Genomic DNA, 26,624 nt, shown 5'->3' on the forward strand with positions numbered 1-26,624 from the left:
GGCGATTGTCCGCACTGTCCTCGGAGGAGCCCGGTGACGACTGACGAATCGACCAGCACGGTTTCCGCCCCGCCCACCCCGCCGCTGCGGGCCCGTGGCGCCTGGCTCGTGCTCCTCATCGCCTGCGGCGCCTCCTTCACCGAACTGCTCGACGCCTCGATCGTCAACGTCGCGCTGTTCACCATCCGCAACGACCTCGGTCTCAGCGACCTCGGCCTGCAGTGGGTGGTCAACGCCTACCTGCTCGCGTTCGGCGGCCTGCTGCTGCTCGGCGGCCGGGCCGCCGACATGTTCGGCATCCGCCGGATGCTGGTCGTCGGGCTGGTGGTGTTCATCGTGGCGTCGCTGCTCGGCGGGCTCGCGCTCAACGGCGCCTGGCTGGTGGCGGCCCGCGCCGGGCAGGGCGTCGGCGCGGCGATCATCGCGCCCACGACGCTGGCCATCCTCACCACCTACTTCACCGACCCGAAGCAGCGGGCCGGCGCGATCGGCGCCTGGATCACCGCCGGGGTGGTCGGCGCCGCGCTCGGCTCGCTGATCGGCGGGCTGCTCACCGACCTGCTCGACTGGCGCTGGGTGCTCTGGATCAACGTGCCGGTCGGGCTGCTCCTGCTGGGCGGGGCGCTGGTCGGCCTGCGGGAGACCCGCCGGCCGGCCCAACGGCCCGGGTTCGACCTGGCCGGCGCGGCGGCGGTCACCGCCGGCCTGCTGCTCGTGGTGCTCGGCGCCGCGTCCACCAGCAGCTACGGCTGGGGCTCGCCGCGCACCCTGGCGCCGCTGCTGGGCGGCGTCGCCCTGCTGGTCGCCTTCGTCGCGATCGAGCGGCGGGTGCGTACGCCGATCGTGCCGCTGGACATCTTCCGGCTGCGCACCGTCTCCTCCGGCAACGCGGTGGCGTTCCTGGCCAACGCCGCCAGCCTGCCGATGTACTACCTGCTCGGCCTCTTCCTCCAGGACGTCTACGGGTTCAGCCCGTTGCAGGCCGGGCTCGCCTTCCTGCCGCTGTCGTTCAGCATCGTGATGGGCTCGTTCGCCGGCAGCATGCTGCTGCCCAAGGTCGGCCCCCGGCCGCCGATGCTGGCCGGCGCGGTGATCGCCGCGGCCGGGCAGGTCTGGCTGTCGCTCGCCCCCGACGATGGCAGCTACCCGGTCCACGTCCTGGTGCCGACGATCCTGATGGGCATCGGCATCGGCGCCATCTTCGTACCGGCCACCAGCACGGCGACCGCCGGCGTCGCCGAGGAGCGCTCGGGCCTGGCCTCCGGCCTGGTCAACACCGCCAACCAGTTCGGCGGCGCGCTGGGCGTGGCGGTGCTGGCCACCTTCGCCGCCTCGTTCGCCACCGCCGCGGCGGGCTACACCAACGCCATGCTGCTCGCCGCCGGGGTCGTGCTGCTCGCCGGGGTGGCGGCGATCTCCGCGCCCCGGGCCCTCCCCGAGGGCGCGGGCACGCCATGACGGTGACCGACGAGGCGCCCGCGTCGATCGGGCAGCGGCTGGTCTGGTTCCTCGAGCACTACCGCTCCGAGTCCTCGTCGGTCAGCTGCCCGGCCCTGTTCCGGATCCGGGGCGACCTGGACACCGGACGGGTCCGGGCGGCGGCGGAGCTGCTCACCGCCCGGCACGGGTCGCTGCGCACCACCCTCGTGCGGCGGGGCCGCGAGCTGGTGCAGCGGGTGCACGACGGGATGCCCGCCCCGGTACGCACCGTGGCGCTGCCGGCCGGCGCGGAGGCCGAGCTGACCCGGCAACTGCGCGCCGAGCTGACCGCGCCGATCCCGGTCGACACCACGCCGGCCCGGTTCACGCTGTGGCGCCTCGGCGACCGCGACGCCGTCTGGTGCGTGAACATGCACCACCTGATCTCCGACGCGTGGTCCTGCGGAGTGGTGGTGGACGACGTGGTGCGGTTGCTCGGCGCGGCGCCCGGGACGGACCCCGCGCTGCGCCCGGTCGACTGGCAGTACCTCGACTTCTGCCGCTGGGAGCGGACCGCGGCCGACGGCGGTGAGCTGCGCCGCCAGCAGGAGTGGTGGCAGGCGCGGCTGGCTGGGATACGCCTGCCGGTACTGCCCGGCCGCGCCGACGTCGTCGACCTGGCCCGGCCGGAGCCGGCGCTGGCCGTCGCCGAACTGCCCGGCCCGGTCGGCGACGGGTTGCGCGAGCTGGCCAAGGCCGAGCGCACCACGCTCTTCTCGGTCTTCCTGGCCCTGTACTACCTGCTGCTGCACTCGCGGACCGGGCAGTGCGACCTCACCGTCGCCTCGTTCTTCGCCAACCGCACCCGCCGGGAGTTGCAGCACACCGTCGGCTTCCTCGCCACCATGCTGGCCCTGCGGACCGCCGTCGCGCCCGCCGGGTCGTTCCGCGACCTGCTCGCCGAGACCCGCCGCACGGTGCTGGACGCGGTGGTCCACCAGGCGGTGCCGGCGCAGATGCTCTCGCTGCCGTCGCTGGTGCACTCGCCCGGCCGGCTCAACGACGTGGTGTTCCAGATGCTGCCCGACCGCAGCCCGGAGGCGTGGGAGGCGGCCACCCTCCCCTCCGGGCTGGAGGTCGGCACCTTCCGGCCGCCCCAGGCGCTGAGCCGGTTCGGGCTGAACCTCACCATCATCCCGCGCGGCGACCGGATCGAGGCCCGGCTCTCGTACGCCCGCAACCAGTTCGCGCCCGAGTGGGTCGAGCGCTTCCTGGCCGACTTCGCGGACACCACCCGGGCGGTGCTGGCCGACCCGGGGCGGTCGCTGCCGGCGCTGCTGGGCCAGCTCCGCCCCGCCGCCGAACGGGCCGCGTCCGTGACCGCCGAGGGGGCCGGGTCGTGACCGGCGACGGGCTGCGTGAGCGGGTGCGCGCGATCGCCACCGCCCTGCCCGAGGTGACCGCCGACGGCGAGGGCCCGCACGTCGGCTACCGGGTGCGGAAGAAGACCTTCCTGTGGTTCCTCGACGACCACCACGGTGACGGCCGGGTGGTGCTGCACGTCAAGGCGGCGCCGGGCGCGCAGCAGGCGCTGGTCGGCGCCGACCCGGTCCGGTTCCACGTGCCGAGCTACCTGGGTGCGCGGGGCTGGGTGGGGGTCGACCTGGAGCCGCCCGGGCTGGACTGGGACGAGGTCAGCGAGCTGGTCCGCGAGGCGTACCGGCTAACCGCGCCGAAGCGCCTCGCGGCCGAGGTCGAGTGACGTCCCGGCCCGCTCCGGTGCGGGCCCCGCGTCCGGCGGCGGAGCGGCGGAGCCGGCGGCGGGCCCGGCGGCGGACCCGGCCGGCAGCGGCGGGGCGACGAAGCCACCGGTGAGCCGTTCCACCAGGCGGGCGAAGCCGATGGTGGAGCGGTCGTCCCAGCGCGCCCCGATGATCTGCGCCCCGACCGGCAGGCCGGCGGCGGTGTGCCCGACCGGCACCACGGTGGCCGGCAGCCGGGCCAGGCTGGCCAGGTTGGTCCAGACCATGTGCACGAAGTACGGCACCGACCGGCCGTCGATCTCCAGCATCCGCTGCGGGGCGGGGCGGTCCAGGTCGTGCGGGAACGCCGGCAGCGGGGTCACCGGGGTGAGCACCACGTCGACCTGGTCGAACACCGTCGGCCAGGCCGCCTCGATCCGGGCCCGCCGCTCCTGGGTGGCGGCCCAGTCCCGGTAGGACTGGGTGAGCGCCTGGGCCAGCGGGTCGTCCGCGCCGACGGCGAGCAACTGCCCGTACTCGTCCGGGGTGAAGTGCGCCGACAGCACGCCGATGAGCAGCCGCACGTACACCTCGTGCATCTCGTAGAACGGCCGGGGCGGGCGCAGCCGCTCGACCAGTACGGCGCCGGCGTCGGCGAGCCGGTCGGCCAGCCGGCGCAGGATGCCCAGCAGCTCCCGGTCGGTGCGGGCCAGCGGGCTGTCCAGCCAGAGCCCCACCCGGCACCCGCGCAGCTCGTGCAGCCGGTTGGCCGGTAGCCGGCCGCCGGGCACGCCGGCCAGGTCGGCGCCGACCAGCGCGTCGAGGGCGAGCTCCAGGTCGTCGGCGCCGCGGCCGAGCGGGCCGGCGGTGCCCAGCTCGGGGGTGGCCAGCGCGCCGGGCGGCGGCGGCAGGTGCCCCCGGCCGGGCACCGCGCCCCAGCTCGGCAGGTGGCCGAAGACCCCGCAGTAGTGCGCCGGCGCCCGGATCGAGCCGGCGATGTCGCTGCCCAGCTCGATCGGGCTCATCCCGGCCGCCACCGCCACCGCCGAGCCGCCGGACGAGCCGCCGGCGGTGCGGTCCGGCCGCCACGGGTTCACGGTCAGGCCGTACCGCTCGTTCCAGGTCTGGAAGTCGCCGGCGTAGCGCGGCACGTTGGTCTTGCCGTAGACGATCGCGCCGGCGGCCCGCAGCCGGGCCACCGCGTCGGCGTCCCGCGCGGGCACGTGCTCGCCCAGCTCCGCCGCGCCCGCCGTGGTGCGCAGGCCGGCCGTCTCGAAGACGTCCTTGACCGTCATCGGCAGCCCGTGCAGCGGGCCGAGCGGCCGGCCCCGGGCGCGGGCGTCGTCCGCGGCCCGGGCCTCGGCGCGGGCCCGGTCCAGGTCCGTCGCGACCACCGCGTTCAACCCGTCGTTGTACGCCGCCACCCGCGCCAGGCACGCCTCCAGCAGCTCGGCGCTGCCGACCTCCCCGGCGGCGAGCGCCGCGACCAGCCGGGCGCCGGTGGCGGTCGCCAGAGCGACCATCGGCTCAGGCGGCGGAGCAGACGAAGAGCATCACCGAGAAGGTGGTGATGTTGCTGGCCGGGTAGGTGGTGTCGAGCTTCAGCCCGGCCTTGGCGAACAACTCGCGGTACTGCTCCACGCTGAGCTCCTGCCCGCCGACGCTGGTGAGCATCCGCAGGTCGAGGGCGGTCATCACGGCCCGGTTGGACTTCGTCACCGGCGTCTGGAGCAGCATCACCCTGCCGGTGTCGCCGGCGGCCTCTGCGCAGCGGCGCAGGATCCGCACCGCGTTCTCCTCGGACTCCTGGTCGACGACCTCGGAGAGCAGGTACGCGTCGGCGCCCGGCGGCAGCGGGTCGAAGTAGCTGCCCGGGGTCACCGAGGCCCGGTCGGCCACCCCGGCCGCCTCGAAGTTGCGCCGGGCCCGCTCGATCATCTGCGGGAAGTCGACCAGCGTCGCCTGGAGGTGCTCGTACTTGCGCAGCAGCCGGATCAGCGGTGCGCCGCTGCCACCGCCGACGTCCACGATCCGCTTCACCGTCGACCAGTCGTAGCCGCGCAGCAGGGACCGGGAGGAGAAGTTGACGATGGTGTCCAGCGCGGTCTCGAAGCTGTCCCCCATCGCCGGCGAGGAGACCAGGTCCTCCCAGTACGGCTTGCCGTGCTGAGCCGGGTAGACCGGCTGCCCGGTGCGGACCGACTCCAGCAGGCCGGACAGGGACAGGTCGGCCTTGCCGCTGAAGGAGTCCAGGTCGAGCAGCACCCGCATGCTCATCGGGTGGTCGCTGCGCAGCTGCTGACCCACCGGCCCGACGTCATAGCCGCCGTCGGCCCGCTCGGTGAACACGTCGTAGCTCGCCAGGTGCACGAGCAGGCGGCGCAGCGCCTTCGGGTTCGCGCCGCAGCGCTGCGCCAGCGTCGGCACGTCGGTCGCACCGTCGGTGATGTGGTCGGCCAGGCGCAGCGTCGCGGCGACCCGCACCGCGTACGGGGTGACGAGGTTCGCCACGCTCTCCAGCCCGAACTGCGAGTTCTGCTGGCTGCGGATGCTCCCGATCGAACTGCTCTGGGCTGGCTGCCGGGTACTCACGACCGTCTCTGACACCGCGGACCTCACTCATCCATTGGCCGACGACTCTTCTCCCTGAGCACCATGCTGGGATCGGCGCGGGGGCACAACTGCGAGCAGCGCGCAGTTGACCGTCCTCAGTGGAGGTCGAGCCGGTAGAGCCGGTGGAACCGGTGCGCGACGTCGAGCACGGTGGCGCGGGCGAAGCCGGCCGTGGTGGCGTGCCGGCGGACCGTCTCGGGGCGCAGCACCGCGCCGGTGCCCACCGAGCCCTCGTCCACCAGGCTCTGCGGCAGGCAGTGCAGCAGGCTGACGGTGTAGATGAAGCGTTCCGTCTCGTCGGCGGGCGCGGTGAACCGCTCGGCCGCCCGGGGCTCCATCAGCAGCACCGCGCCGGTCGGCTTCAGCATGGCCCGGCAGGCGGCGAGCACCTCCACCGGGCGCGCCATGTCGTGCAGCGCGTCGAGGACGCAGACCAGGTCGAACCCTGCGGCCCCGGCGGAGTCGGCGTGGTCGGCGAGGTCGGCGGCGGAGAACCGGACCCGCTCGGCGGCGGCCGCCGGTACCGCGGCCCGGGCGGTCGCCAGCGCGTCGGCGTCCCGGTCGAAGCCGTGCACCCGGGCCAGCGGGTAGGTGCGGGCCAGCACCAGCGTGGAGGTGCCGGTGCCGCAGCCCACGTCGGCGATCGCCGCGCCGGGGCGGCGCAGCGCCTGGTGGACGTCGGGCAGGGCGCCCCGCAGCCAGCCGGGCAGCAGGTCGGTGAAGACCGAGCGGTTCATCCCGGCCTGCGCCGCCCGCAGCGCCTCGCCGTACGCGTCCGGGGGCACCCCGGTGCCGGCCCGCATCGCCTCGGCCAGCCGGGGCAGCGCGGGGGCGATGCCGCCGACCGGCAGCACGCTGAGCGGGGCGACCCCCCATGGCCCGCCGGTGTCGGTGAGCGCCATCCGGTGCCCCTCCGGCAGGGTGTACCGGCGCCGGTCGGCGGGGACCGTGACGTCGTCGACCGTCACGATCCCCGCCGCCGCCTGCTGCTCCAGCCACTCGGTGGCATACCGGGGAGCGACACCGGCCCGGTCGGCGAACTCGGCGGCGGTGGCCGGCCCCTTCGCCAGCGCCTCGTAGAGGCCGAGCCGGACGCCCAGGTAGACGGTCATCAGCTCGGCGGCCGCGAGGCTCGCCTGGAACAGCCGCCCGCCGAGGGCCTGCGCCTGGGCGCGCGCCCCGCCCCCCGGGGTCATGTCGCCACGGCCTCCCGGGTGACCTGGCCGCCGCGGATCTCCCGCCACCCCGGCTGCAGCTCGACGGTGTCGGTCAACCGCTGCCAGAACACCCAGGAGTGCCCGCCCGGGTCCTTGAGGCCGTAGGCGCGCACGCCGTACGGCTTGTCCTCCGGGGCCTGCGGGTCGGCGCCCGCCGCCCGGGTGTTGGCCCAGTGGGCGTCCACGTCGTCGACGTAGAGGATGTTCTCCTGGCCCAGCGGCCCGGCGACCCCCTGCGCGGCCCAGAACCCGGGGCACCCGCACACCTGGAAGACGGTGTCACCCGCACGGATCTCGGCCTCCTGGACCACGCCGTCGGGGTCGACCCAGCGCACCTGCTCCTCGAAGCCGAAGGTGCGCGCGAGCCAGTCCAACGCCGCGGCCGCGTCCTCGTAGTACAGGTAGGGGCTGACACCCACGTACCGCACCGGCTGTCGGTCCATGCCGTCCTCGATTCCGCTCGATGGAACAGTCACATTAGCGTGAGCAACCGGACACGGAGGTGAACATCGTGGGCGATCTCGCGTCCGACACCGAGGTGCAATCCGTCGCGCCGGGCCGGTTCGCCGCGACGCTCTCCGCCGACTGGCAGCTCGTAGGGCCCAACGGCGGCTACCTGGCGGCGGTTGCGCTGCGAGCCGGTCAGCGGCTGGCCGACCGGTACCGGCCGGCGAGCATGTCCTGCCAGTTCCTGGCCCCCGCCCGGTTCGGCCGGGTGGAGCTGACCGGCACCGTGCTGCGGGTAACCGAACGGGCGACCGCGCTGCGGGTGGCCATGTTCCAAAGCGGCGACCAGCTGCTGGAGGCGCAGGTGTGGGCCACCCCGGAGCATCCGGAGGGGCCCGCCGTGGCCTGGCACGAGATGCCGGCGGCGCCCGGCCCGGACCGGCTGCCCGACCTCAAGGCGCGGCTGGCGGCCGCCGGCGCGTGGGTGCCGCGCTGGCACGACAGCGTCACCCTGCGGGTGGTGCCCGGCCCGACGCCCGAGCTCACCTGGGCCCGGTTCCGGCCGGTGCCCGCGTTCGACGAACCGTGGCTGGACGCCTGCCGGGCGCTGATCCTGGTGGACAGTCTCCAGTGGCCCGCGATCCGGGTGCTGATGCCGGACCGGGACCGCACCCTGGCGCTCACCACGCACCTGGCGGTGACCTTCCACCGCGACGCCGGGGACGCGGAGTGGCTGCTGGTCGACGCCCGGGGCGCCGCCGCGGCGCACGGCTTCGTCGGCGGTACGGCCGCCGTCTGGTCGGCCGACGGCCAGCTGATCGCCGCCGGTCAGCAGCAGATGCTGCTGCACCAGCTCAGCCGCCCGGCGGCGTTCTCCCGGGGCAGCTGACCGCCGCCGCGGGCGGGTCGGCCGGCGCCCGGCGGGGTCCAAGTGGCGAGGTTGCACAGTCGAACGCGTCCCGACCTTCGGTCTACCTTGCAACCCGGATGCCCCGAGTGCGGAGGTGGAGGACGTGGACATCGCGAGCGCGCTGAAGGTGCTGAACAGTCCGGAGGGCCGCGCCGAGCCGTACGCGGCGTACGCGGCGATGCACGCCCACGGACCGGTGATCCCCTTCGGCCGACGGGTCCACATCATCGTCGGGTACGACCACGTCGACGCGATGATGCGCGACTCCCGGCTGCTGCTCGACGGCACCGTGTCGCTGGACCGGTACGTCCGCAACTGGCGCGAGCACCCGTCGATGCAGATGATGGCGAACTCGCTGCACTCGGTGAACCCGCCGGACCACACCCGGGTCCGCCGGGTCTTCGGGGCCGCGTTCACCGCCCGCCGGGTGGCCGCCATGCAGGAGAAGATCGAGCAGCGGGTGGACCGGCTCATCGACACCCTGCTGGAGAGCCGGGGCGGGTCGGTCGAGTTCATGGAGACCTTCGCCTACCCGCTGCCGCTGGGCATCTTCTGCGACCTGATGGGGGTGCCCGACGCCGACGGCGAGTGGCTGCGCCCGCACTGGGACGAGCTGGTGAAGGTGCAGAACATGCAGTTCGGCGAGGCTCTGTTCAGCGCCGACCACGCCACCGCCGAGCTGTCCCGCTACTTTGACCGGCTGGTGGCCGAGCGGCGCGCCGAGCCGCGCGACGACTTCCTCACCGCTCTGCTGGAGGCGAACGACACCGCCGTCGAGGGGCTCGACCACGACGAGCTGATCGCCAACCTGGTGCTGCTGCTGATGGCCGGCTGGGAGACGGTGGCGAACATGCTCGGCAGCGGGCTGGTCATCCTGCTGGAGCACCCCGAGCAGGCCCGGCGGCTGCGGGAGGACCCGTCCCTGGCGCCCGGCTTCGTCGACGAGATCCTGCGGATGGAGTCGCCGATCCAGTGGACGCTGCGCTGGGCGGCCGAGGACATCACCGTTGCCGGGGTGAACGTGAAGGCCAACCAGCACGTGCAGATGATGCTCGGCGCGGCGAACCGGGACCCGAACCGCTTCCCCGACCCGGACCGGTTCGACCCGGACCGGCCGAACAACCACCCGCTGACCTTCGGTGCCGGCGCGCACATCTGCCTCGGTCAGGCGCTGGGCCGGCTGCAGGGCCGGATCGCCTTCCCCCAGCTGCTGCGCCGGCTGCCCGACCTGGCCGTGGCGGAGGAGCCCACCCGGCTCGACCGGCCCGCCCAGCGGGGCTACTCGAAGCTCCCCGTCAGCGTCGGCTGACCGATGGCCGCCCGGCACCACCACGGCCCGGCCGTCACCTCCACCGAGGATTTCCTGTCGGTGGTCGGCACCCCCGAGTACGTCGCCGACCCGTACCCCTTCCTGCGGCGGCTGCGCGAGACCGCGCCGGCGCTGCACGCCGGCTCGGACATCTGGGTGGTCCCCCGGTACACCGACGTGGTGCGCGGCCTCAAGGACCCGGCGCTGAGCTGCGACTTCGCCCGGCTGGAGCACTACGACCGCTACTTCCGGGCGCGCGGCGTGGACAACCGGTTCCCGCTGCCGCTCAACGCGCTGGATCCGCCGGACCACCGGCGGATCCGCTCTGCCATCACCCCGGAGTTCCACCCGGCCGCCGTGGACGCGCTCCGCCCGGTGATCACCGAGACGGTGGACGAGGTCCTCGACGAGCTGGAGGCGCGGGGGCGGATTGACATCGACCTGGTGGATGACGTGGCGTACCCGATCCCGGTCGCCATCATCGCCCGGCTGTTCGGCATCCCGCGCGAAGACCAGCCGCTGCTGCGCCGCTGGTCGCACGAGTTCGGGGTGGCCTCCGACCCGGACGCGGTGCTCACCGACGCCCAGCGGGAGCAGGCCGCGGAGGCGACTCGGGAGGCCGGCGCCTACTTCGCCCGGCTGGTGCGCCGCCGCGACACCGTGCCCGGTAGCAACCTGCTCGGCCGGTGGCTGGCGGCCAGCCGCGACGACCGCACGATGTCCCTGGCCGAGCTGCTGGTCAACGGGGTCTTCCTGCTGATCGTCGGGCACCACAACACGGTCAGCCTGATCGCCAACGGGGTGCTCGCCCTGCTGGAGCACCCGGAGCAGCTCGACCTGCTGCGCCGCTCACCGGAGCTGATGCCCAACGCGGTCGAGGAACTGCTGCGCTACGACAGCCCGGTGCAGACCTCCACCCGGGTCACCACCGGTGTCTACCACGTCGACGGGGTGGACATCCCGGCCCACCGCCAGGTGATGCTGCTGCTCGGCTCGGCCAACCGCGACGAGCGCGTCTTCGCCGACCCGGACCGGCTCGACCTGCGCCGCCCGGAGGCCCCGCGCAACCTGGGGCTGGGCCGGGGGATGCACTCCTGCCTCGGCGGCACCCTGGCCCGCATCGAGGTCGGCGCCGCGCTGGCCGCGCTGGTCCGCCGGTATCCCGGGATGAGCGTCGCCGGGCCGGCCCGCCGCCGGGTGCCCTGCTTCACCCTGCGCGGCCTGACCAGCCTCCCGGTCCGCCTCGGCTGAACCGTGCAGCGGCGGCGGCAACGCGCACCGGATCCATCAGCCCGGTGGTCCGCCGGGCATCGTGCCGACTGTGCGCCGGCGGACACCGGCTCGACAGGCCACCGGCAGGTTCAGCTCACTCGCAGCGGCAGCCGGTGCAGGCCGCGGTTCCACAGCGACGCGGCGCGCACCGGCTCCCCGTCCAGCTCCACCGTGGCGTAGCGGGTCAGCAGCCGGCGCAGCACCAGCTCGCCGGCGAGCCGGGCGAGGTGCAGGCCCAGGCACAGGTGCATGCCGTGACCGAAGGCCAGGTGCGGATTCGGCTGCCGGTCGGGCACCACCTCGTCGGCCCGGTCGAACGCCCGGGGGTCGCGGTTGGCGGCGGCCAGCGACACCTCCACGAAGCGGCGCGCCGGCAACCGGCCGGACGGCAGGTCGATCGGCGCCTCGGTCCAGCGGATCGTGGTCTGCACCGGGCTGTCGTAGCGCAGCAGCTCGTCGACCACGGTCGGCACCAGCTCCGGCGTACGGCGCAGCCGGTCGAGCAGCTCGGGACGGGACAGCAGCGCCAGCACCCCGTTGCCGATGCTGTTGGTGGTGGTCTCGTTGCCGGCGAAGAGCAGCAGGGTGGCGTTGGCGGAGAGTTCCTCGGCGGTGATCCGGCCGGCCCGCCAGGCCGCCGCCATCCCGGCCAGCAGGCCGTCCGCCGTGGGCCGGCGCACCATCCGGGCGAAGTAGTCGGCAAAGAAGGCGTTGGCCTCGTCGCTGCGGGCCAGCGCCTCCGGCGGCGGGAAGACCGCGGACGCGTCGATCAGCGCGGCGATCCCCCGCTTCAGCTCGGCGGCGTCGGCGTGCGGCAGGCCGAGCACATCGGAGACGAGCAGGATGGGCAGGTCGGCGGCGACCGCCTCGATCAGGTCGAAGCGGTCGCCGGCCCGGTCGAGCAGGACGTCGACCAGCGCGCCGACCCGCTCGCGCTGCCCGGCCACCGGGCGGGGAGTGAACGGGGTGAGCATCAGCCGGCGGATCCGCCCGTGCCGCTCCCCCTCCATGTTGAGCACGCTGGCCAGGAACGAGGTCAGGGTGGGGCCGGTGCCGGCCACCCGGCGCACCAGCCGGGGCGGCACCGACCGGCCGCAGCGGCGGTCGCGCAGCAGCGCCGTCACGTCCTCGTACCGGGTGACCAGGTAGGTGCCACCGCCGGTCAGGTGCAGCGGATCCGCATCGCGTAGCCGGGTCCAGGTCGGATAGGGGTCGTGCAGGAACGCCGGGTCGGACCGGTCGAAGGTCACCCGCTCCGCCAGCCGCTCGCCACCGGGCATGTGCTCACCCCTCCCCGCCGGCCACCGCCGGTTGCTCCTGCCGGGCCCGCGGGCGGCGCCCGTTCCCACCGTCGTACGTCGCCGGCGCGGCCTGAGCCGGTGGCGCCGGACGCGGCTCCGGCCGCCGGACCCCGCGGATCCGCCGGCGGTCGTCGGCCTCCACCACGGCGAACCGGACCGTGGTGGCCGCCGCCCGGGCGCACCGGTAGACCTCGCTGAGCCGTTCGCTGCGCTGCTCGGCGTCGGCGCAGCGGTCCGCCCGCAGCTCGGCCAGGCCGAGCGCGGCCTCCACCGTGGTCAGCAGCGCGGCGTTGATCGCGATGTCGCCGTCCAGCCGGTCGCAGACCAGCGCGTACGCCTGCCGGAGCAGGTCACGCACCGCACCGGGGTCCGGTTCGGGACCGGTCATCGCGCCCCCACCAGGGCGGTGCTGAAGCTGCCGGCGGGGCGCGACTCGCGCCGGCCGTCCAGGTCGAGCACGAAGGGCACCGGCGAGGTGACCTCCACCCGGTCGGTGACCGCCACCTCGATCAGCCCGTGCGGCGTGGGCACCGCCCCGCGCGCCCAGGCCAGGTCGCCGAGCCGCGGCGCGATCCGGGCCCGCGCGAAACCCGGCAGGTCGGGGCTGACCCCCAGGGTGTACAGCGGCAGGTCGCGGCTGGGGGTGGCCGACCAGCCATGGCAGTGCGAACCGCCCAGCCAGGTTTCCGGCCAGGTGTCGTCGCCCAGGTCGAACAGCCGCGCCCAGTCCCGGCACAGCGCCGCCACCTGCCCGGCGGCCCCGAGTTCGGCCACCGCGTCGTGCACCACGTACCGGAAGAACGGCTGCGCCTCGACCACCTCGCGCACCACGTCCCAGTCCGGCGGGGGCGGCCCCATCGCGGCCCGCAGCGGCATGGTGCGGAACGACCAGGCCCGGCACACCCGGTCCGCGCGCCGCAGCAGGAAACGCAGCGCGGCCGGGCGCAGCGCCGCCGGCACCAGGCCGCCCACCACGGCCGCCGCGGTCGCGTGGTCGGACACCTGCGGGGCCGTGACCCCGTCGCGCAGCCAGTCGCGGTACGCGCCCCGCCGCTGGTCCCAGAAGACCGGGTACGCGGCCGCCAACTCGGCGTGCCGGGCCGCCGCCCACCGGGCCCGGCCCTGGTCGCCCAGCCAGGACGACATCTCGGCGACGTCGCGCAGCGCCCGCCCCCACAGCCCGTTGAGCGCCGCGCTCGCGCCGGAGCCCTGGACACTGGCCCAGTCCAGCAGGACCCAGCCGGTCACGTCGTGCAGCAGCCCGCCGCGGGCGAAGTCGGCGAACCAGCGCAGCACCCGTTCCGCCACCGGCAGCAGTTCCGCCACCAGGTCCCGGTCGCCGGTCCAGCGGTAGAGGTTGTGCACGGACCGGATCCAGTGCAGCGACCAGTCCGGGATGTAGGTGTCGCCGCGGTGCTCGTAGTCGCAGGCCACCGCCATCGGCAGCAGGCCGTCCGGGCGGGGGCTGGCGCACAACCGGGGGTGCCAGCGAGCGAGCCGCCAGTCCTGATTGGTGAGCAGGTCGACCGACTGGTGTACCACCGAGTCGCCGACCCAGGCCCGCTGCTCCCGGGTCGGGCAGTCCAGGTAGGCGTCCTGGGCGCTCAGGTCGACGGTCCGCAGCCCGGTGCGGTGGATCCGGTCGAGCAGCTCGTCGGAGCAGGTGAAGTAGGCCCCCGGCGGGCGGGGGCGCAGCCGCTCGCGCACCACCGGCGCGTCGAGGCGTACCCGACCGGTGCCGGTGAGCACCAGCATCGCGTACCGGCCGCCGGCCGGGTCGGCGGACTCGAACCGGTCGGCGTAGCCCCGGGCGACGTAGCGCACCCCGTGCGGGTGGTGGTGCGCCGGGATCCGCCCGTCGGCGTCCAGCTCCTCGCACATCCGGGCGTCCACCCGGGTGCCGGCCGGGGCGTGCAGGCGCAGGTCCAGGGTGCCGGCCACCACCTGCCCCCAGTCGACAGTGAGCACGGCGACCGCGTCGGCGGTCAGCTCCAGCTCGACCGGGAACGTCAGCTCGCCGCGTACCGGGCCGGCCTGCGCGGCGGCGGCGGCGACGTACCGGGCCGGACCGGGGTTACCGGCCGGCGGCTGGGCCAGCCGGAGCCGGGCCCGGGGCGCCGGTCGCGGCACGGCGGGCGCGGCCGGGCCGGGACCGGGCGGCAGCGGCCCGTACGGGTCGGTCGGCGGGGTGGTACGCGCGGTGCCGCCGATGTGCAGGGCGGTGATCACCCGGGCCGGGCGCCACCCGGTCTCGTCGGCGTCGACGGCCAGCCAGTCCGGGTCGAGTCGCCGGCCGTCGAGCACCTCGGGCACCGAGCCGCCGACGCCCTCCGGCCGTTGCGGCGTCCAGGCGTCGGCGATCCGGTAGCGCCAGGCGCGGTCGGTGGCCAGTGGCCCGTCGGGCAATGCCAGTTCGGCCAGCAGCCCGCCGGCGCCGTGGCTGAACGTCGGGCCGGCCGGCATCCACCGGGCGTTCGGCTCGCCGTAGAAGCGGACCAGGCAGCAGAGCACGTTGCGGCCGGCGACCAGGGCGGGGCCGGCGTCGACGGTGTCGTACGGCAGCCGCGCCGGGTGCGACCGGGCCGGTCCCCGGGCCAGTTCCCGCCCGTTGACCCAGAGCACGTACCGGGAGTCCGCGGTGATCCGCAACGGGGCGGTCACCGGCGGCTCCGGCAGGTCGAACACCCGCCGGAAGAGCACCCGGCGGTCATGCGCGCCGGCCGCGATCCGGGTGTCGGTGGAGAACTCGCCGAGCTTGTCGATGCCGCTGTCGTGGCACCAGATCCACTGGGCGGCCCAGGCGCGGCTCATCGGGTCACCGGCGGGCGGCGGCGGTGGCGCATCAGGCGCCGTGGCCGTGCGCCCGGACGATGTCGGCGCACTCGTTGATCGTCGGGCTCTCGAACAGCAGGAAGAGGTCGATCACCTCCCCGTACCGGTCGTTGATCCGGTTGCAGATGTCCATCAGCTGGATCGAGTCCAGCCCGAGGTCGAAGAAGCTCAGCTCCGGCGAGACGGGGCTGCCGGCGATCTCGTCGACGATGGACTGCACCACCGCGGCCGGGTCCTCGACCTCGCTCACCTTGGCATCCGACTGGCTCATCGGCCACCGCCCTTCACATCATCCAGGGGTCCGGCACGGGCACCCCGAGCAGCGCCCGCCCGACCCGCGTCTCGTGGTACTCGGAGAAGTAGCCGTGGTGGCTGCCGGCGTTGATGTCCCGCCAGCACCGTTGCAGCGGCGAGCTGCCGTAGAGGGCGCCCCCGCCGGCGAGCCGGAACACGGTGTCGACCACCTCGACGCCGGCCCGGATCGCCCGGCCGGTGGCCAGCCGCACCGCCACCCGGTCGTCCATGCTCATCTCGTCGCCGCGCAGCGTGCGCTCCCAGGCGGCGCCCATCACGTCGGTGACGAAGGCCTTCGCCGAGCGCAGGTCCGCCTCGCACCGGGCGACGGCGAGCTGCACCGACTGTTCCTGGGCCAGCGGCTTGCTGCCGCGGGACTTCTTCGGCGCGAGCGCGACGAACTCGTCCAGCGCCCGGCGGGCGATGCCCAGCGGGAACCCGGCGAACTGCACCCCCATCAGGGCGAAGAACGACCACCGGTACAGCGGCCCGTCGTGCCGGGGCGGCTCGAAGATCGGGTTGGCGGTGAACTCCGGCGTGACCCGCACCCGCTCCATCACGGTGTCGTTGCTGCCGGTGCCCTTGAGCCCGGCGACGTCCCAGGTGTCGAGGATCCCGCACTGCTCGCGGGGGGCGAACACCAGCCGCCAGTCCGGCCGGCCGGGCGGTACGACGGCCGGCTTGTCGCCGTCGAGCACCATCACCCCGTTGCAGAACCAGGACGCGTTGCGGCAGCCGGTGTTGAACGGCCAGCGGCCGGTCACCAGCAGGCTGCCGTCGTCCTGCGGGACAGCGCTGCCCCGGGGGGTGAAGACGGTGGCCACCGCGCGCGGTTCGCCGGCCAGCACGGTGCGGGCCGCGTCCTCGGCGAGCCAGGCGACGTAGCAGGTGGCGTTCAGGGTGAGGATGGTGAATCCGGCCGACCCGTCGGCGGCGGAGATCGTGCTGATCACCTCAACCACGGTGAGCGGGTCCAGTTCCAACCCGCCGAGCGCGCGCGGCAGCATCAGGTCGATCAGGCCGGCGTCCTGCGCCTTGGTGAACAGGTCCGCCGGCAGCTGGCCCAGCCGTTCGCCCTCGGCGGCCCGCTCGGCGAACTCCGGGGCCAGCAGCTCGGCGGCCTTGACGACGTCCGCGCCGCTGCGGGCGGTGTCCCGCGCCGCTTCACCGGTCACGCTCATCGGACCTCCAATGTGTACGCAGATGGCACGCGACTCGTCGCCCACCGTCACGGCGCAGCCAGTCTCCCAACGGGCCGCGGAGGCCGACAAGGAGTGCGGATTGCACACCGGGGCCGCCCGGCACAGGCGCCCACCGGGCCGCGACGGCGACCGCGCGAGCCGTCCGCCGGGCCGCGACTCCCGGCGACGCGAGCGGGCTACCGGGGCGTGGCGGTGACCGGCGCGAGCGCCTCGACCAGCTCGGCGAGCAGCTCGAACGCGGCCGGGTCGAGCGGGTCGGCCAGCGCCACGATGGCCAGCTCGAACCCCTCGCCGGCCAGGGTGGCGAACCGCTCCAGCGCGGCCGGGACGGTCTGCGCGTCGCCGGCGCCGGTGCGGGTCAGGTGCAGCGGGCCGAACGAGGTCCGGCGCAGGGTGGCGAAGTCCCGGCCGATCTCCTCGCAGCGGCGGCGCAGCAGGTCGAGCTTGAGCCGCAGCATCGGCAGGCCGCCGGCCTCGAACAGGTTGCAGGCGTCGGCGTACCGGGCGACCAGCGGGAAGACCCGGCGCTCGTGGGCGCCGCCGACCAGGATCGGGGGGCGGCGCAGCGGCGGGGGCGAGAAGATCGGTTCCGCCAGCCGCAGGTGTTCACCGGCGTACGGGCTGCGGTCGCCGGCGAAGGCCTGGTGCGCGACCTGGAGCAGCTCCTCCAGCCGGGCGAACCGTTCCGGCCAGCTGTACGTGGGGATGCCCAGGGCGAGCTGCTCCCGTTCGTTCCAGGCCGGCCCGACGCCGAGCCAGGCCCGCCCGCCGGAGAGCACGTCCAGGGTGGTGACGATCTTCAGCAGCGGACCCGGGTGGCGGTGGTGCCCGCCGGTGGTCAGGGTGCCCAGCTCGACCCGCCGGGTGACGGCGGCGAGGTGGGCCAGCACCGTCCAGGACTCCAGGATCGGGTCGGTGACCTCGCCGAAGAGCGGGATCTGCAGGAAGTGGTCGTTGATCCAGATGCTGGCCACCCCGGCCTGCTCCGCCTCGACGGCGATCCGGCGCAGGGTGGGGCCCTGCGCGGCCGGACCGCCGGGCCAGTCGAACCGGTCGAGCAGCAGTCCGATCCGCACCCGCTCACCCCGCGATCCGTTGCAGCACCGAGGCGGTGCCCTGACTGCCGCCGCAGCACATGGTGACCAGCGCCAGCTCGCCGTCGATGCGTTCCAGCTCGTGCAGGGCGGTGGTGAGCAGCCGGGCGCCGGTGGCGCCCATCGGGTGCCCGAGCGCGATCGCTCCGCCGTTGACGTTCACCCGGTCCAGGTCGGCGCCGTGGTGCCGGGCCCAGGAGAGCACCACCGAGGCGAACGCCTCGTTGACCTCCACCACGTCCAGGTCGGCGAGCTTCAGCCCGGCCCGGTCCAGGATCCGCCGGGTGGCCACGGTCGGCCCGTCCAGCAGGAAGTACGGGTCGGCGCCGGTCACCACCTGGTGCAGCAGCCGGGCGCGGGGCCGCAGCCCCAACTCGGCGGCGCGGCGGCGGGACATCCACAGCACCGCGGCGGCGCCGTCGGAGACCTGCGAGGTGCTGCCGGCGGTGTGCAGCCCGCCGCGCATCACCGGACGCAGCCCGGCCAGCGTCTCCACGGTGGTGGGGCGCAGCCCCTCGTCGCGGGTCAGGCCGCCCAGGGGCAGCACCTCGGCGGCGTACCGCCCGTGCGCCCAGGCCCGGGCGGCCCGCTGCTGGGACAGCGCCCCGTAGCCGTCGAGGTCGGCGCGGGTCAGCCTCTCGCGCCGGGCGATCCGCTCGGCCCCGCCGAACTGCACGCCCGGCGGGTCGTCCCACGGGTAGTCGGGCAGCTTGTGCTCGTCCACGCCGCCGGGCGCGTTGGCGCCGGCCGGCACCCGGCTCATCGACTCGACGCCGCAGGCGATGCCCACCTCGATCGCCCCGGTCGCGATCAGCGCGGCGACCAGGTGGTTGGCCTGCTGCGCGGAGCCGCAGCTGACGTCGACGGTGGTGCAGCCGACGCCGGGGTCCAGCCCGGTGGCGAGCCAGGCATTGCGGGTCACCCCGAGCCCCTGCTCACCGACCTGGCTGACGCAGCCGCCGATCACCTGCTCCACCGCGGCCGGGTCGATGCCGGTGCGATCGATCAGCCCGAGCAGCACGTGCCGCAGCAGCGCCACCGGCTTGAGGGTGGACAGCGCGCCGTCGCGCCGCCCGATCGGGGTGCGGACGGCGTCCACGATCACCGCGTCGGTCAGCCCGGTCATCGCGGCACCACCCGGACCGGCTGGTGCGTGAAGCCGCGCAGCACCAGGCTGCCGGTACGCCGACCGGGGCCGGCCGCCTCGATCGCGCGGGTCGCGGCGAGCAGTTCGGTGAAGACCGCGGTCAGCTCCAGCCTTGCCAGCCGGGCGCCGAGGCAGTAGTGCACCCCACCGCCGAAGCCGAGGTGGTCGTTGGGCTGGCGGTCGAGGCGGAAGGTGTCCGGGTCGGCGAAGACCGCCTCGTCGCGGTTGGCCGAGCCGAAGAGGACCAGCACCCGGGCACCGGCCGGGATCCGCTGTCCGCACAGCGTCACCTCCCGGGTGGCGCCGCGCCACAGCGCCTGTACAGAGGTGTCGTACCGGATGCCCTCCTCGACCGCGGCCGGCACCAGCTCGGGATGCCGACGCAGCCGGTCGGCGAGCTCGGGCTGGCCGATCAGCGCGTGCAGCAGGTTGGTGGCCAGGCTGGTGGTGGTCTCGATCCCGGCGACCAGCAGGAACGCGCAGAAGGCCAGCACCTCCTGGTCGGTGATGCCGGCCCGGCGCCCGGCCGCGATGGCGTCGAACAGGTCGGGCGGGTCGTGCGGCGTGCCGTGCCGCAGCCGGCGGCCGAAGAACCGGAACATGTCCATGCCGCGGCCGATGCCGTCGGCGCCGGACCCGGCCTGGCTCAGGTCGGCGGTGATGACGGCCGACCACTGCCGGAACTCGTGCTGCATCTCCGCCGGGACGCCGAGCATCTCCGCCAGCACCAGCGCCGGCACCGGCTCGGCCACCTCGGCGAAGAAGTCGACCGGCCCGGGCTGCGCCAGCAGCCGACGCACCCGGTCGCTGGCGATCCGGGTGACCCGCGGCGCCAGGGCAGCGACCGCGGACGGGCTGAAGGCGCGCGCCACCGCCCGCCGGAACACCTGGTGCTCGGGCGGGTCGGTGGCGATCAGCACCCGGACGTCGGGCGCGCCGATCCGGTAGCGCACCCCGGCGTCCGGGATCACCTTGCGCCCGCCGAAGTCGGGGCTCATGCCCACCTTCGAGGAGAACGTGGCCGGGTCGCGGAGCACCGCCGCCACGTCGGCGTGCCGGCTCACCGCCCAGACGTCCGCCGCCGGCAGATGCAGCACCGGGGCCTCCCGGCGCAGCCGGGCGTAGCTGGGGTACGGGTCGTCGGCGACGGCCGGGTCCGCCGGGTCGAACAGCGCCGCTCCGCGGATCGCGGTGCCGCTCATCCGCAGCCGCCCGCGGTGTCGGTGTCGACGAGCACCCGCTCCGGCGCGCCGGTGGGCACCGGCACGGTGGCCGGGCCGAGCAGCTCGGTGAGGAAGTCGTCGAGCCGGTCCAGCCCCCAGAACCGGTGCGGCCCGACCCGGAAGTACGGGATCCCGAAGATGTCGTCGTGGTACGCGGTGACCAGGCAGTCCACCCCGGCCGCGCGGATCTCGGCTGACTCGGCGGCGGCCACGATCAGATCGCCGTCCAGCCCCGCCCGCTCGGCCGCGGCGCGCAGCACCGGCGGCTCGCAGACGTTCTCGCCGCGCTCCCACCGGGCGGCGGTGACCGCGTCGTAGAACTGCTCGCCGCGGCCGAGCCGCCGAGCCAGCAGGTAGCCCAGGTGCGGCAGTTCCCACCACGGGTCGACGTCGACCGGCCAGACCATCCGCAGGCCGAGCTTGGCCGCCTGCCGCCGGGTGTCGTGCAGGATGTAGAGGTGCTTGGCCTTGCTCATCGGGGTGTAGTGGAACTCCGCCCCGGCGGCCGCCAGGTCGGCGCTGGTGCGCTCGTCCGGGTCCCAGTACGGGATGAAGTCCAGCCGCTGGTGGGCGTCGGGCAGCCGGCGGCGCAGCCGGTGGATCGCCATCCAGCTGAACGGGCTACGGAAGGAGAAGTGCACCCGGGGTCCGCGCTTCACGATGCGCCCCCGGTCAGGGCCTTGACCGTCTCCGCGTCGAGCTCGGCCAGGGTGCCGGCGTCCGACCCGGCGCTCACCGCGTAGCCGTGCAGGATGCGGGCGGTCGCGACGTGCCGCGGCCGGTCCCGCCCGGGCCCGGTGGCGAAGGCGTCCATCCGGCCGTCGAAGGCGCGGTCCTTGACGATCTCGGTGACGGTGAAGGTGGTCTCGATCTCGTCGTCCATGTGCGCGTCGGCGAGCAGCCGCACCCGGGCCCGGGACACCACCGGGATCCAGCTGCGCTCGGCGAGCAGCCGGGGCACCGACAGGCCCCGGTCGGCGAGGAACCGGTCGACCACCTCCTCCAGCGCGGCGACGTGGCTGCCGTGCTGCACCCGGTCGGAGTAGTGGCAGTGGAAGTAGCGGGCCCGCCACCCGAAGCGGTACGCCTCCGCCGTCGGCGGCGGCGGATCGGCCGGGGCCACCGCGGCCACGCCGGGCACCACCAGCGGGGCCAGCGCCGGCGGCGGGTCCCCGGCGGGGACGCCGCGCTCGGTGACCAGCGCCACCGCCACGGTGCCCCGCAGCACGGTGACCGGCTGCCCGTCGCGACGCAGGTGCAGCCGCACCCCGAACCGTCCGGGCCCGCGCGGCTCGACCCGCGCCTCCACCTCGTCGTCGACCTCCAGGACGGCGGGCAGCTGCACCGAGCTGTCCACGATCTCCAGCCCGAGGCCGTACCGGTGGTAAAGGGAGCGCGGGCCGAGGTCCCGCTCGCGGAACCAGGCCAGGGTGGCCTCCTCGGCCAGGTACATGAAGTTCTTGAAGCCGATCCAGGTGCGGATGTTGGCGCCCGCGTACCGGGGACGGAGCCGGCAGACGGTGCCGCGCTCCGGTTCGGGACTGGACATGGATCCCCTCCTCAATCGGTCGGTCGGATGCCGGCGCCGGCGGCCGCCAGCTCCTCGATCAGCCGGGCCACCTCGGGTGCGTGGTTGACGTGGCAGAAGTGGTCGAAGTCGTCGCCGGCGGCCACCGTGGCCCGGGGCAGGCGGCTGGCCAGCGCCTCCATGTGCGGACGGAACATCCCCGGGTCCGCCTCGCCGATGAGGATGGCCGCCGGGATGTCCACGTGCGACAGCGGCAGGTGGCCGCTGGCGACGTACTGCTCGAAGACGGCGAGGAAGCCGACCGGGCCGATCCGCTCGCAGGTGCGGGCGATCATCACCTCGAAGACGTCCGGCGGGGCGGTACGCCGCAACCGCAGCCGCATCCCGTCGCTGATCTGCCGCTGGAACGTCTCCCGGGACAGGTCGAAGGTCTCCCAGGTGACCCGGTGCTCGGCCGGGCGGAAGAACGGCGCCGCGAGCACCGCGGCGGTGGCCCGCGGCTCTCCGGCCGCCAGCCGGGCGAGCGCCGCGTTCGCGCCGAAGCTGTGGCCGACCAGCAGGAACGGCCGGTCGCCGAGCGCTTCCAGCCCGGCGCCGACCCAGTCCCCCGGGCCGCCGGACCAGCGCCAGCGGTAGTCGTTGCCGGCCCGCCAGGGCAGATCCAGGGCGACCGTGCGCCACTGCGGCCCGAGACAGCGCGACAGCCGGGTCCAGGTACGCCAGGTGTCCTCGATGCCGTGCACGAACACCGCGCACGGGCCGGTGTCGGTGCCCGGCGAGAGCAGGTGGGCCTGCGGCGACGTCATCCGGTCCCCCTCGACAGCCGGGTGGTGCGGTACCCGTCGTCCGGGTCGCCGCAGACGATCCGGGCGCTGCCGTCCCGCTCGGCGAGCACGGCGGCGGCCACCGCCAGCTGGAGGACGCCGAGCGCGCCGTAGCCGGCGCCGACCGCGCCGGTCAGGTCGACCGCGTCGGCGGCCAGCCCGGCCGGGGCGAGCAGCAGGTCCGCTCCCCCGGGCGGCGGCCCGGTCAGTTCCTCGACCGGGCCGAGCCGCAGGTCACCGTCGCGTTCCAGCAGCACGCAGGCGGCCAGCGGGCGTAGCGGCGCGGCGGCGTCGAGCAGCCCGGCGGCGACCGGGTCGGCCGGTTCCGCGCCGACCACCACCACCCGCCGGGCCCGGCCGGCGGCCAGCAGCAGCGCGCCGAGCCCGACCGCGTCCAGGCCGGCCGGGTGGCCCGAGCAGACCGTCAGGTTGGGGCCGCCCCACCCGAACCAGATCGCCACGGTGCTGCTGACCACGTTGCTCGACGCGTTCGGCGCGTCCAGCGGGCTCACCGCCCGTACCCCGTCCGCGGCGACAGCGGTGGCCACCGCCGCAACCGTGGCGCAGTTGCCGAGGTTGGTGGCGACCACCACGGCGGTGTCCGGATCCGGTGGCGTGTCCGGGACGCGCCGGCCGGCCCGCGCCGGCCGGCCCAGCGCCCGGTGCACGGCGCAGAGCGCCAGCCGGGTCGCCGGTTCCTTGGCCAGCAGCCCCTTGCGACCGAGCAGCGTCGCGGCGTCCTCGGGCAGGCACGCCGGACCCGGCTCCCAACCGGCGAGCCGGGCGCCGGGCGGCAGGGCGGGCAGGTGCGCGCTCCACCCGGTGACCGCGACGCCGTACCCGGTCACGCCGCCTCCACCAGGGTGACCGCGTTGACCCCGCCGAAGCCGAACGAATTGACCTGGGCCACCCGGGCGGCGCAGCGCACCGGCGCGCCGGTGACCAGGCGCAGTGCCTTCGCCTCCGGCAACGGGCGGCGCAGCCCCACCACCGGCGGCACCCGCCCGTCGCGCAGGCACCGGATCGCCACGTCCAGGCTCATCAGCGCCGAGGCGCCGGAGGTGTGGCCGAGCGCCCCCTTGATGCCGGTCACGTACGGGTCGCCGCCGGCCTCGACCAGCACCCGGTGGATCGCCTCGGCCTCGGTGACGTCGTTGAGCAGCGTGCCGGTGCCGTGGCTGACCACCACGTCCACCTCGGCCGGGGACCGGCCGGCGCGGGCCAGCGCGTCGGTCATCGCCCGGCCGATGCCGGCCAGCGACGGGGCGGTCTCGTGGTGGGCGTCGCAGGAGAGCCCGACGCCGAGCAGCCGGGCCGCCACCGGCCCCCGCCACGCCCCGGAGACCACCACCACCGCGGCGGCGCCCTCACCGAGCAGCACCCCGGTGCGGTCGACGTCGAAGGGCCGCACCTGTTCGGTCGGCTCCTCGGTGACCCGTCCGATCATGGCGAGCATGGACGCGGTCATCGCGTCGGTGCCGGCGGCCACCACCACGTCGGCCGACCCGCTGTCGACCAGGTCGCCGGCGATGGCGAGGGTGTGCCCGGAGGCGCTGCACGCGTTGGCCACGGTGAGCACCGGGCCGAGCCGCGGGGCGGCGGCCCGCAGCGCGCCGGTGAAGTGCAGCCGGGCCGCCCGTACCGGCCGGCCGGACAGCGCCTGCCGCTCCACCGCCCGCAGCTCGCGCAGGCCGGTGCCGACCAGCACCGGCGCCCGGGCGGTGGCCGGGTCGAGCCCGGCCGCGGCGAGCGCGGCGGTGACGCACCCGGCGAGCCAGTCGCTGGCCGGCAGCTCCGGTTCGTCCGCACCGGCCGGAGCGGGCAGGTGGTGGGCGTGGGTGACGTTGACAGCGGCCGGGTCGACGTGGCGCAGCGGACCGACGCCGCTCTCGCCGGCCAGCAGCCGGTCGAAGGTGGCGGCGCCGTCGCCGAAGCAGCTGCGGACGGCACTAGCCGCGATCAGTGCCACGGCCCCACCCCCGGACGACGGCGGCGCCCACCGCCCCCTCGCGGTTCTGCGCCACCAGCACCGACAGTTGCCCGTCCAGCCGCGGATCCTGCCGGTGCGCGGCCAGCACGGTGGCCAGTTCCAGCGCGCCGCCGGCGGTCGGGTTGTCGCCCATCGCCTCGTCGACGGCGATCCGCCGGGCCCGGGAGTGCCCGAGCGCCGACTCCACCGCCCGCCACGCGGTGGCCCGGGCCGCGGCGTCGTCGGCTCCGCCGATCGCCGCCATCCGCACCTGCTCGCCGTCGACCCCGCAGCGGTCGAGCGCGCCGCGCAGGCAGCCGGCGAGCGCCTCGGCGCGGTTCCGCCCCCGGGGGCAGAAGCCCAGCGTCACGGCGAGCACCTCGGCGTCCGGGCCGCGCAGGTGGGTGCCGCCGGGCGGGCGCAGCACGAACACCGCACCGCCCTCACCGGCCGGCAGGTCGTCGTCGCGGCCGTGCCGGGACAGCCACGCGGTGTGCGGGGTGAACTCCTCCACCGCGCCGGCGAGCAGGTAGTCGGCCTGTCGGGAGCGGAAGCTGTTGGCGCACCAGCGCAGCACCGACAGGAACGCCACCCGGCCGCCGGCCAAGGTGGCGTTGACGCCGGTGAGCTTGAACCAGATGGCCGACTGACCGGCGGCGCAGTTCATCACGGTGTTCGGGAACAGCGCCGGGTTCACCATGTAGGGCGGGTCCTGGGTGAAGGTGTCCACCGCGTAGTCCACCGAGGACCGGACGCTGCCGGCGGTAGTGCCCAGCACCACCCCGATCCGGTGCCGGTTGGCGGGGGTGACCTGGAGCCCGGCGTCGGCCAGCGCCCGGCGGCAGGTGACCACGGTGAGCGCGGTACGCCGGTCGAAGAAGCTGGTGCCCTTGCGGCCCAGTTCGGCCCGGACGTCGAAGTCGGGCAGGGCGTGCGCGCGCGGCGTGGGCAGCGGGGCGTCGTACCGGCCGGCGACCTCGACCGGCGCCGGCGGCCGGTCGAGCGCCCCGACCAGTGCCGGGTGATCCGTGCCGGCCGGGCTGGTGACGCCCCAGCCGATGATCTGCAACGCGGTCACGAGACGGCTCCCAGCAGCACGATGGCGTTGTTGCCGCCGAAGGCGAAACCGTTGTTCTGGGCCACCCGCACCCGGGCCGGCCGGGCGTGGTTGGGGATCGGGTCCAGCCGGGCCATCGCCGGATCCGGGTTGCTCCAGTTGATGGTGGGTGGCAAAAACCCGCGGGCGATCGCCAGGGCCGCGGCCATCACCCCGAACGCGCTGGCCGCGCCCATGGTGTGGCCGAGCATCGACTTGATCGAGCTGACCGGCGGCACCCGCCCGTCGAAGGCGTCCTCCAGTGCGGCCGCCTCGGTGGCGTCGTTGGCCGCGGTGCCGGTGCCGTGCGCGCAGACGTAGTCGATGTCGTCTGGACGGACGCCGGCGTTGCGGTGCGCCAGCCGCATGCACTCGGCGATGGAGGCGGCGTCCGGGGCGACCATGTGCCGGGCGTCGCAGTTCAGGCCGTAGCCCAGCACCTCCGCGTAGGGCGTGGCGCCCCGGGCGCGGGCGTGGTCGGCGGACTCCAGCAGCAGCATGGCGCCACCCTCCGCGGTGATCATGCCGGAGCGGTCCCGGTCGAACGGCGCGCAGGCCTTGTCGGCGACCGCGCCGAGCCGGACGAACCCGGCGTGCGCCCAGCGGCACACCGAGTCCGCGCCGCCGGTGAGCATCACGTCCGCGTCACCGTTGGCCACCAGGTCGTACGCGTAACCCAACGCGTAGTTGCTGGCCGAGCAGGCGGTGGCGAGGGTGACCGACTCCCCGGTGACGCCCAGCTCCTCGCTCACCGCGGCGGCGAGCCGCCCGGCGGGCAGGTGCTCGGCCAGGTCACCGGGGAGCGCCGGGAAGCCGTGGTCGACGATTCGGCGGCCCATCTCCTCGGTCACCTTCGACTCGCCGCTGGTGGTGCCGACCACCACGCCGACCCGGTGCGGTGGCACCCGGTCGACGCGCAGGCCGGCGTCGCGCACCGCGAGCCGCGCGGCGGCGGCCGCGAAGAGGCTGGACCGGCCCCAGGCGGCGGGGTCGAGCCGGCGCAGGATCGGCTCCGGCTCGAACGCCCGCACCTCACCGGCCATGGTCCGGGGGAAGCCGGCGGTGTCGAAGCTGGTGATGGCGGAGATGCCGCTCTGTCCGCCACGCAGCCCCGATTCGAACGCCGCCGCCCCGATCCCGATGTTCGACACCGGTCCGAGACCGGTGATCACCACCCGCCTCATG

The 26,624-nt window shown here is 75.2% G+C and carries 25 protein-coding genes; 6 read left to right on the top strand and 19 right to left on the bottom strand.

Annotated elements, in window-relative coordinates; genetic code table 11:
• The first annotated feature begins 33 nt into the window (after positions 1–33).
• The 3 genes from FHX32_RS17210 to FHX32_RS17220 are packed head-to-tail and all read left to right on the top strand — an operon-like array spanning position 34 to position 3,181.
• Complete coding sequence (locus tag FHX32_RS17210; protein WP_167183852.1) at positions 34–1,458, top strand: MFS transporter; 1,425 nt, start codon at positions 34–36, stop codon at positions 1,456–1,458.
• On the top strand, positions 1,455–2,822 hold the full coding sequence (locus FHX32_RS17215) for a condensation domain-containing protein (protein ID WP_167183855.1): 1,368 nt from the start codon (positions 1,455–1,457) through the stop codon (positions 2,820–2,822). The genes FHX32_RS17210 and FHX32_RS17215 overlap by 4 nt, the downstream gene beginning before the upstream one ends.
• The gene (locus tag FHX32_RS17220) at positions 2,819–3,181 is read left to right on the top strand and encodes an MmcQ/YjbR family DNA-binding protein (RefSeq protein WP_208418835.1); all 363 of its coding nucleotides are present in this window, start codon (positions 2,819–2,821) and stop codon (positions 3,179–3,181) included. Before FHX32_RS17215 ends, FHX32_RS17220 begins: the two co-directional genes overlap by 4 nt.
• Here FHX32_RS17220 and FHX32_RS17225 read toward each other — a convergent pair.
• The 4 genes from FHX32_RS17225 to FHX32_RS17240 all read right to left on the bottom strand — a co-directional run bounded on the left by FHX32_RS17225 (position 3,143) and on the right by FHX32_RS17240 (position 7,434).
• On the bottom strand, positions 3,143–4,684 hold the full coding sequence (locus FHX32_RS17225) for an amidase (RefSeq protein ID WP_167183858.1): 1,542 nt from the start codon (positions 4,682–4,684) through the stop codon (positions 3,143–3,145). The genes FHX32_RS17220 and FHX32_RS17225 overlap by 39 nt on opposite strands.
• Positions 4,685–4,688: 4 nt before the next feature.
• Positions 4,689–5,753 carry a methyltransferase gene (locus FHX32_RS17230; RefSeq protein ID WP_167183861.1) on the bottom strand — a complete coding sequence of 355 codons (1,065 nt, stop codon included), beginning with the start codon at positions 5,751–5,753 and terminating at the stop codon, positions 4,689–4,691.
• Positions 5,754–5,869: 116 nt separating this feature from the next.
• Complete coding sequence (locus FHX32_RS17235; protein WP_167183864.1) at positions 5,870–6,970, bottom strand: class I SAM-dependent methyltransferase; 1,101 nt, start codon at positions 6,968–6,970, stop codon at positions 5,870–5,872.
• A complete protein-coding gene (locus tag FHX32_RS17240; RefSeq protein ID WP_167183866.1) occupies positions 6,967–7,434 on the bottom strand; it encodes a VOC family protein in 468 nt (155 codons plus the stop codon). Before FHX32_RS17240 ends, FHX32_RS17235 begins: the two co-directional genes overlap by 4 nt.
• 68 nt (positions 7,435–7,502) lie before the next feature.
• Between FHX32_RS17240 and FHX32_RS17245 the strand changes: the two genes are divergently transcribed.
• The 3 genes from FHX32_RS17245 to FHX32_RS17255 all read left to right on the top strand — a co-directional run bounded on the left by FHX32_RS17245 (position 7,503) and on the right by FHX32_RS17255 (position 10,908).
• Positions 7,503–8,327 carry a thioesterase family protein gene (locus FHX32_RS17245; RefSeq protein ID WP_167183869.1) on the top strand — a complete coding sequence of 275 codons (825 nt, stop codon included), beginning with the start codon at positions 7,503–7,505 and terminating at the stop codon, positions 8,325–8,327.
• A 124-nt stretch (positions 8,328–8,451) separates the two neighbouring features.
• Positions 8,452–9,657, top strand: coding sequence for a cytochrome P450 (locus tag FHX32_RS17250; RefSeq protein ID WP_167183872.1), 1,206 nt, complete (start codon positions 8,452–8,454; stop codon positions 9,655–9,657).
• Between the two features lie 3 nt (positions 9,658–9,660).
• Positions 9,661–10,908, top strand: a complete 1,248-nt coding sequence (locus tag FHX32_RS17255; protein ID WP_167183875.1) for a cytochrome P450 — start codon at positions 9,661–9,663, stop codon at positions 10,906–10,908.
• A 110-nt stretch (positions 10,909–11,018) separates the two neighbouring features.
• Here the strand turns inward: FHX32_RS17255 and FHX32_RS17260 are convergent, their stop codons facing one another.
• The 15 genes from FHX32_RS17260 to FHX32_RS17330 form a co-directional block, all read right to left on the bottom strand.
• Positions 11,019–12,209: a cytochrome P450 gene (locus FHX32_RS17260; protein WP_167183878.1), complete on the bottom strand. Its 1,191-nt coding sequence runs from the start codon at positions 12,207–12,209 to the stop codon at positions 11,019–11,021.
• A 4-nt stretch (positions 12,210–12,213) separates the two neighbouring features.
• Positions 12,214–12,618, bottom strand: a complete 405-nt coding sequence (locus FHX32_RS17265; protein WP_109902868.1) for a hypothetical protein — start codon at positions 12,616–12,618, stop codon at positions 12,214–12,216.
• Entirely contained in the window at positions 12,615–15,041 is a 2,427-nt protein-coding gene (locus FHX32_RS17270; protein ID WP_167183882.1) for an alpha-L-rhamnosidase-related protein, read from the bottom strand. The genes FHX32_RS17265 and FHX32_RS17270 overlap by 4 nt, the downstream gene beginning before the upstream one ends.
• A 31-nt stretch (positions 15,042–15,072) precedes the next feature.
• Entirely contained in the window at positions 15,073–15,333 is a 261-nt protein-coding gene (locus FHX32_RS17275; RefSeq protein WP_088993403.1) for an acyl carrier protein, read from the bottom strand.
• Between the two features lie 13 nt (positions 15,334–15,346).
• Positions 15,347–16,537, bottom strand: a complete 1,191-nt coding sequence (locus tag FHX32_RS17280) for an acyl-CoA dehydrogenase family protein (RefSeq protein WP_167183885.1) — start codon at positions 16,535–16,537, stop codon at positions 15,347–15,349.
• A gap of 197 nt (positions 16,538–16,734) precedes the next feature.
• Positions 16,735–17,634: an LLM class flavin-dependent oxidoreductase gene (locus FHX32_RS17285; RefSeq protein WP_167183888.1), complete on the bottom strand. Its 900-nt coding sequence runs from the start codon at positions 17,632–17,634 to the stop codon at positions 16,735–16,737.
• Positions 17,635–17,638: 4 nt separating this feature from the next.
• Positions 17,639–18,769 (bottom strand): steroid 3-ketoacyl-CoA thiolase, encoded by a 1,131-nt coding sequence (locus FHX32_RS17290; protein WP_167186056.1) that lies wholly within the window; start codon positions 18,767–18,769, stop codon positions 17,639–17,641.
• A 5-nt stretch (positions 18,770–18,774) separates the two neighbouring features.
• Entirely contained in the window at positions 18,775–20,001 is a 1,227-nt protein-coding gene (locus FHX32_RS17295) for a cytochrome P450 (protein ID WP_167183891.1), read from the bottom strand.
• The gene (locus FHX32_RS17300; protein ID WP_167183893.1) at positions 19,998–20,681 is read right to left on the bottom strand and encodes a DsbA family protein; all 684 of its coding nucleotides are present in this window, start codon (positions 20,679–20,681) and stop codon (positions 19,998–20,000) included. Before FHX32_RS17300 ends, FHX32_RS17295 begins: the two co-directional genes overlap by 4 nt.
• Positions 20,678–21,571: a hotdog family protein gene (locus FHX32_RS17305; RefSeq protein ID WP_167183897.1), complete on the bottom strand. Its 894-nt coding sequence runs from the start codon at positions 21,569–21,571 to the stop codon at positions 20,678–20,680. Before FHX32_RS17305 ends, FHX32_RS17300 begins: the two co-directional genes overlap by 4 nt.
• A gap of 11 nt (positions 21,572–21,582) precedes the next feature.
• Positions 21,583–22,356, bottom strand: coding sequence for an alpha/beta fold hydrolase (locus FHX32_RS17310; protein ID WP_167183900.1), 774 nt, complete (start codon positions 22,354–22,356; stop codon positions 21,583–21,585).
• Positions 22,353–23,222, bottom strand: a complete 870-nt coding sequence (locus FHX32_RS34530; protein WP_486481149.1) for a beta-ketoacyl synthase N-terminal-like domain-containing protein — start codon at positions 23,220–23,222, stop codon at positions 22,353–22,355. The genes FHX32_RS17310 and FHX32_RS34530 overlap by 4 nt, the downstream gene beginning before the upstream one ends.
• A complete protein-coding gene (locus FHX32_RS17320; RefSeq protein WP_167183903.1) occupies positions 23,219–24,343 on the bottom strand; it encodes a beta-ketoacyl synthase N-terminal-like domain-containing protein in 1,125 nt (374 codons plus the stop codon). The genes FHX32_RS34530 and FHX32_RS17320 overlap by 4 nt, the downstream gene beginning before the upstream one ends.
• Positions 24,324–25,421: a beta-ketoacyl synthase N-terminal-like domain-containing protein gene (locus FHX32_RS17325; RefSeq protein ID WP_167183906.1), complete on the bottom strand. Its 1,098-nt coding sequence runs from the start codon at positions 25,419–25,421 to the stop codon at positions 24,324–24,326. The genes FHX32_RS17320 and FHX32_RS17325 overlap by 20 nt, the downstream gene beginning before the upstream one ends.
• The gene (locus FHX32_RS17330; RefSeq protein WP_167183909.1) at positions 25,418–26,623 is read right to left on the bottom strand and encodes a beta-ketoacyl-[acyl-carrier-protein] synthase family protein; all 1,206 of its coding nucleotides are present in this window, start codon (positions 26,621–26,623) and stop codon (positions 25,418–25,420) included. Before FHX32_RS17330 ends, FHX32_RS17325 begins: the two co-directional genes overlap by 4 nt.
• Between the last annotated feature and the right edge of the window lies 1 nt (position 26,624).

The organism is Micromonospora sp. CNZ280, assembly GCF_011759515.1.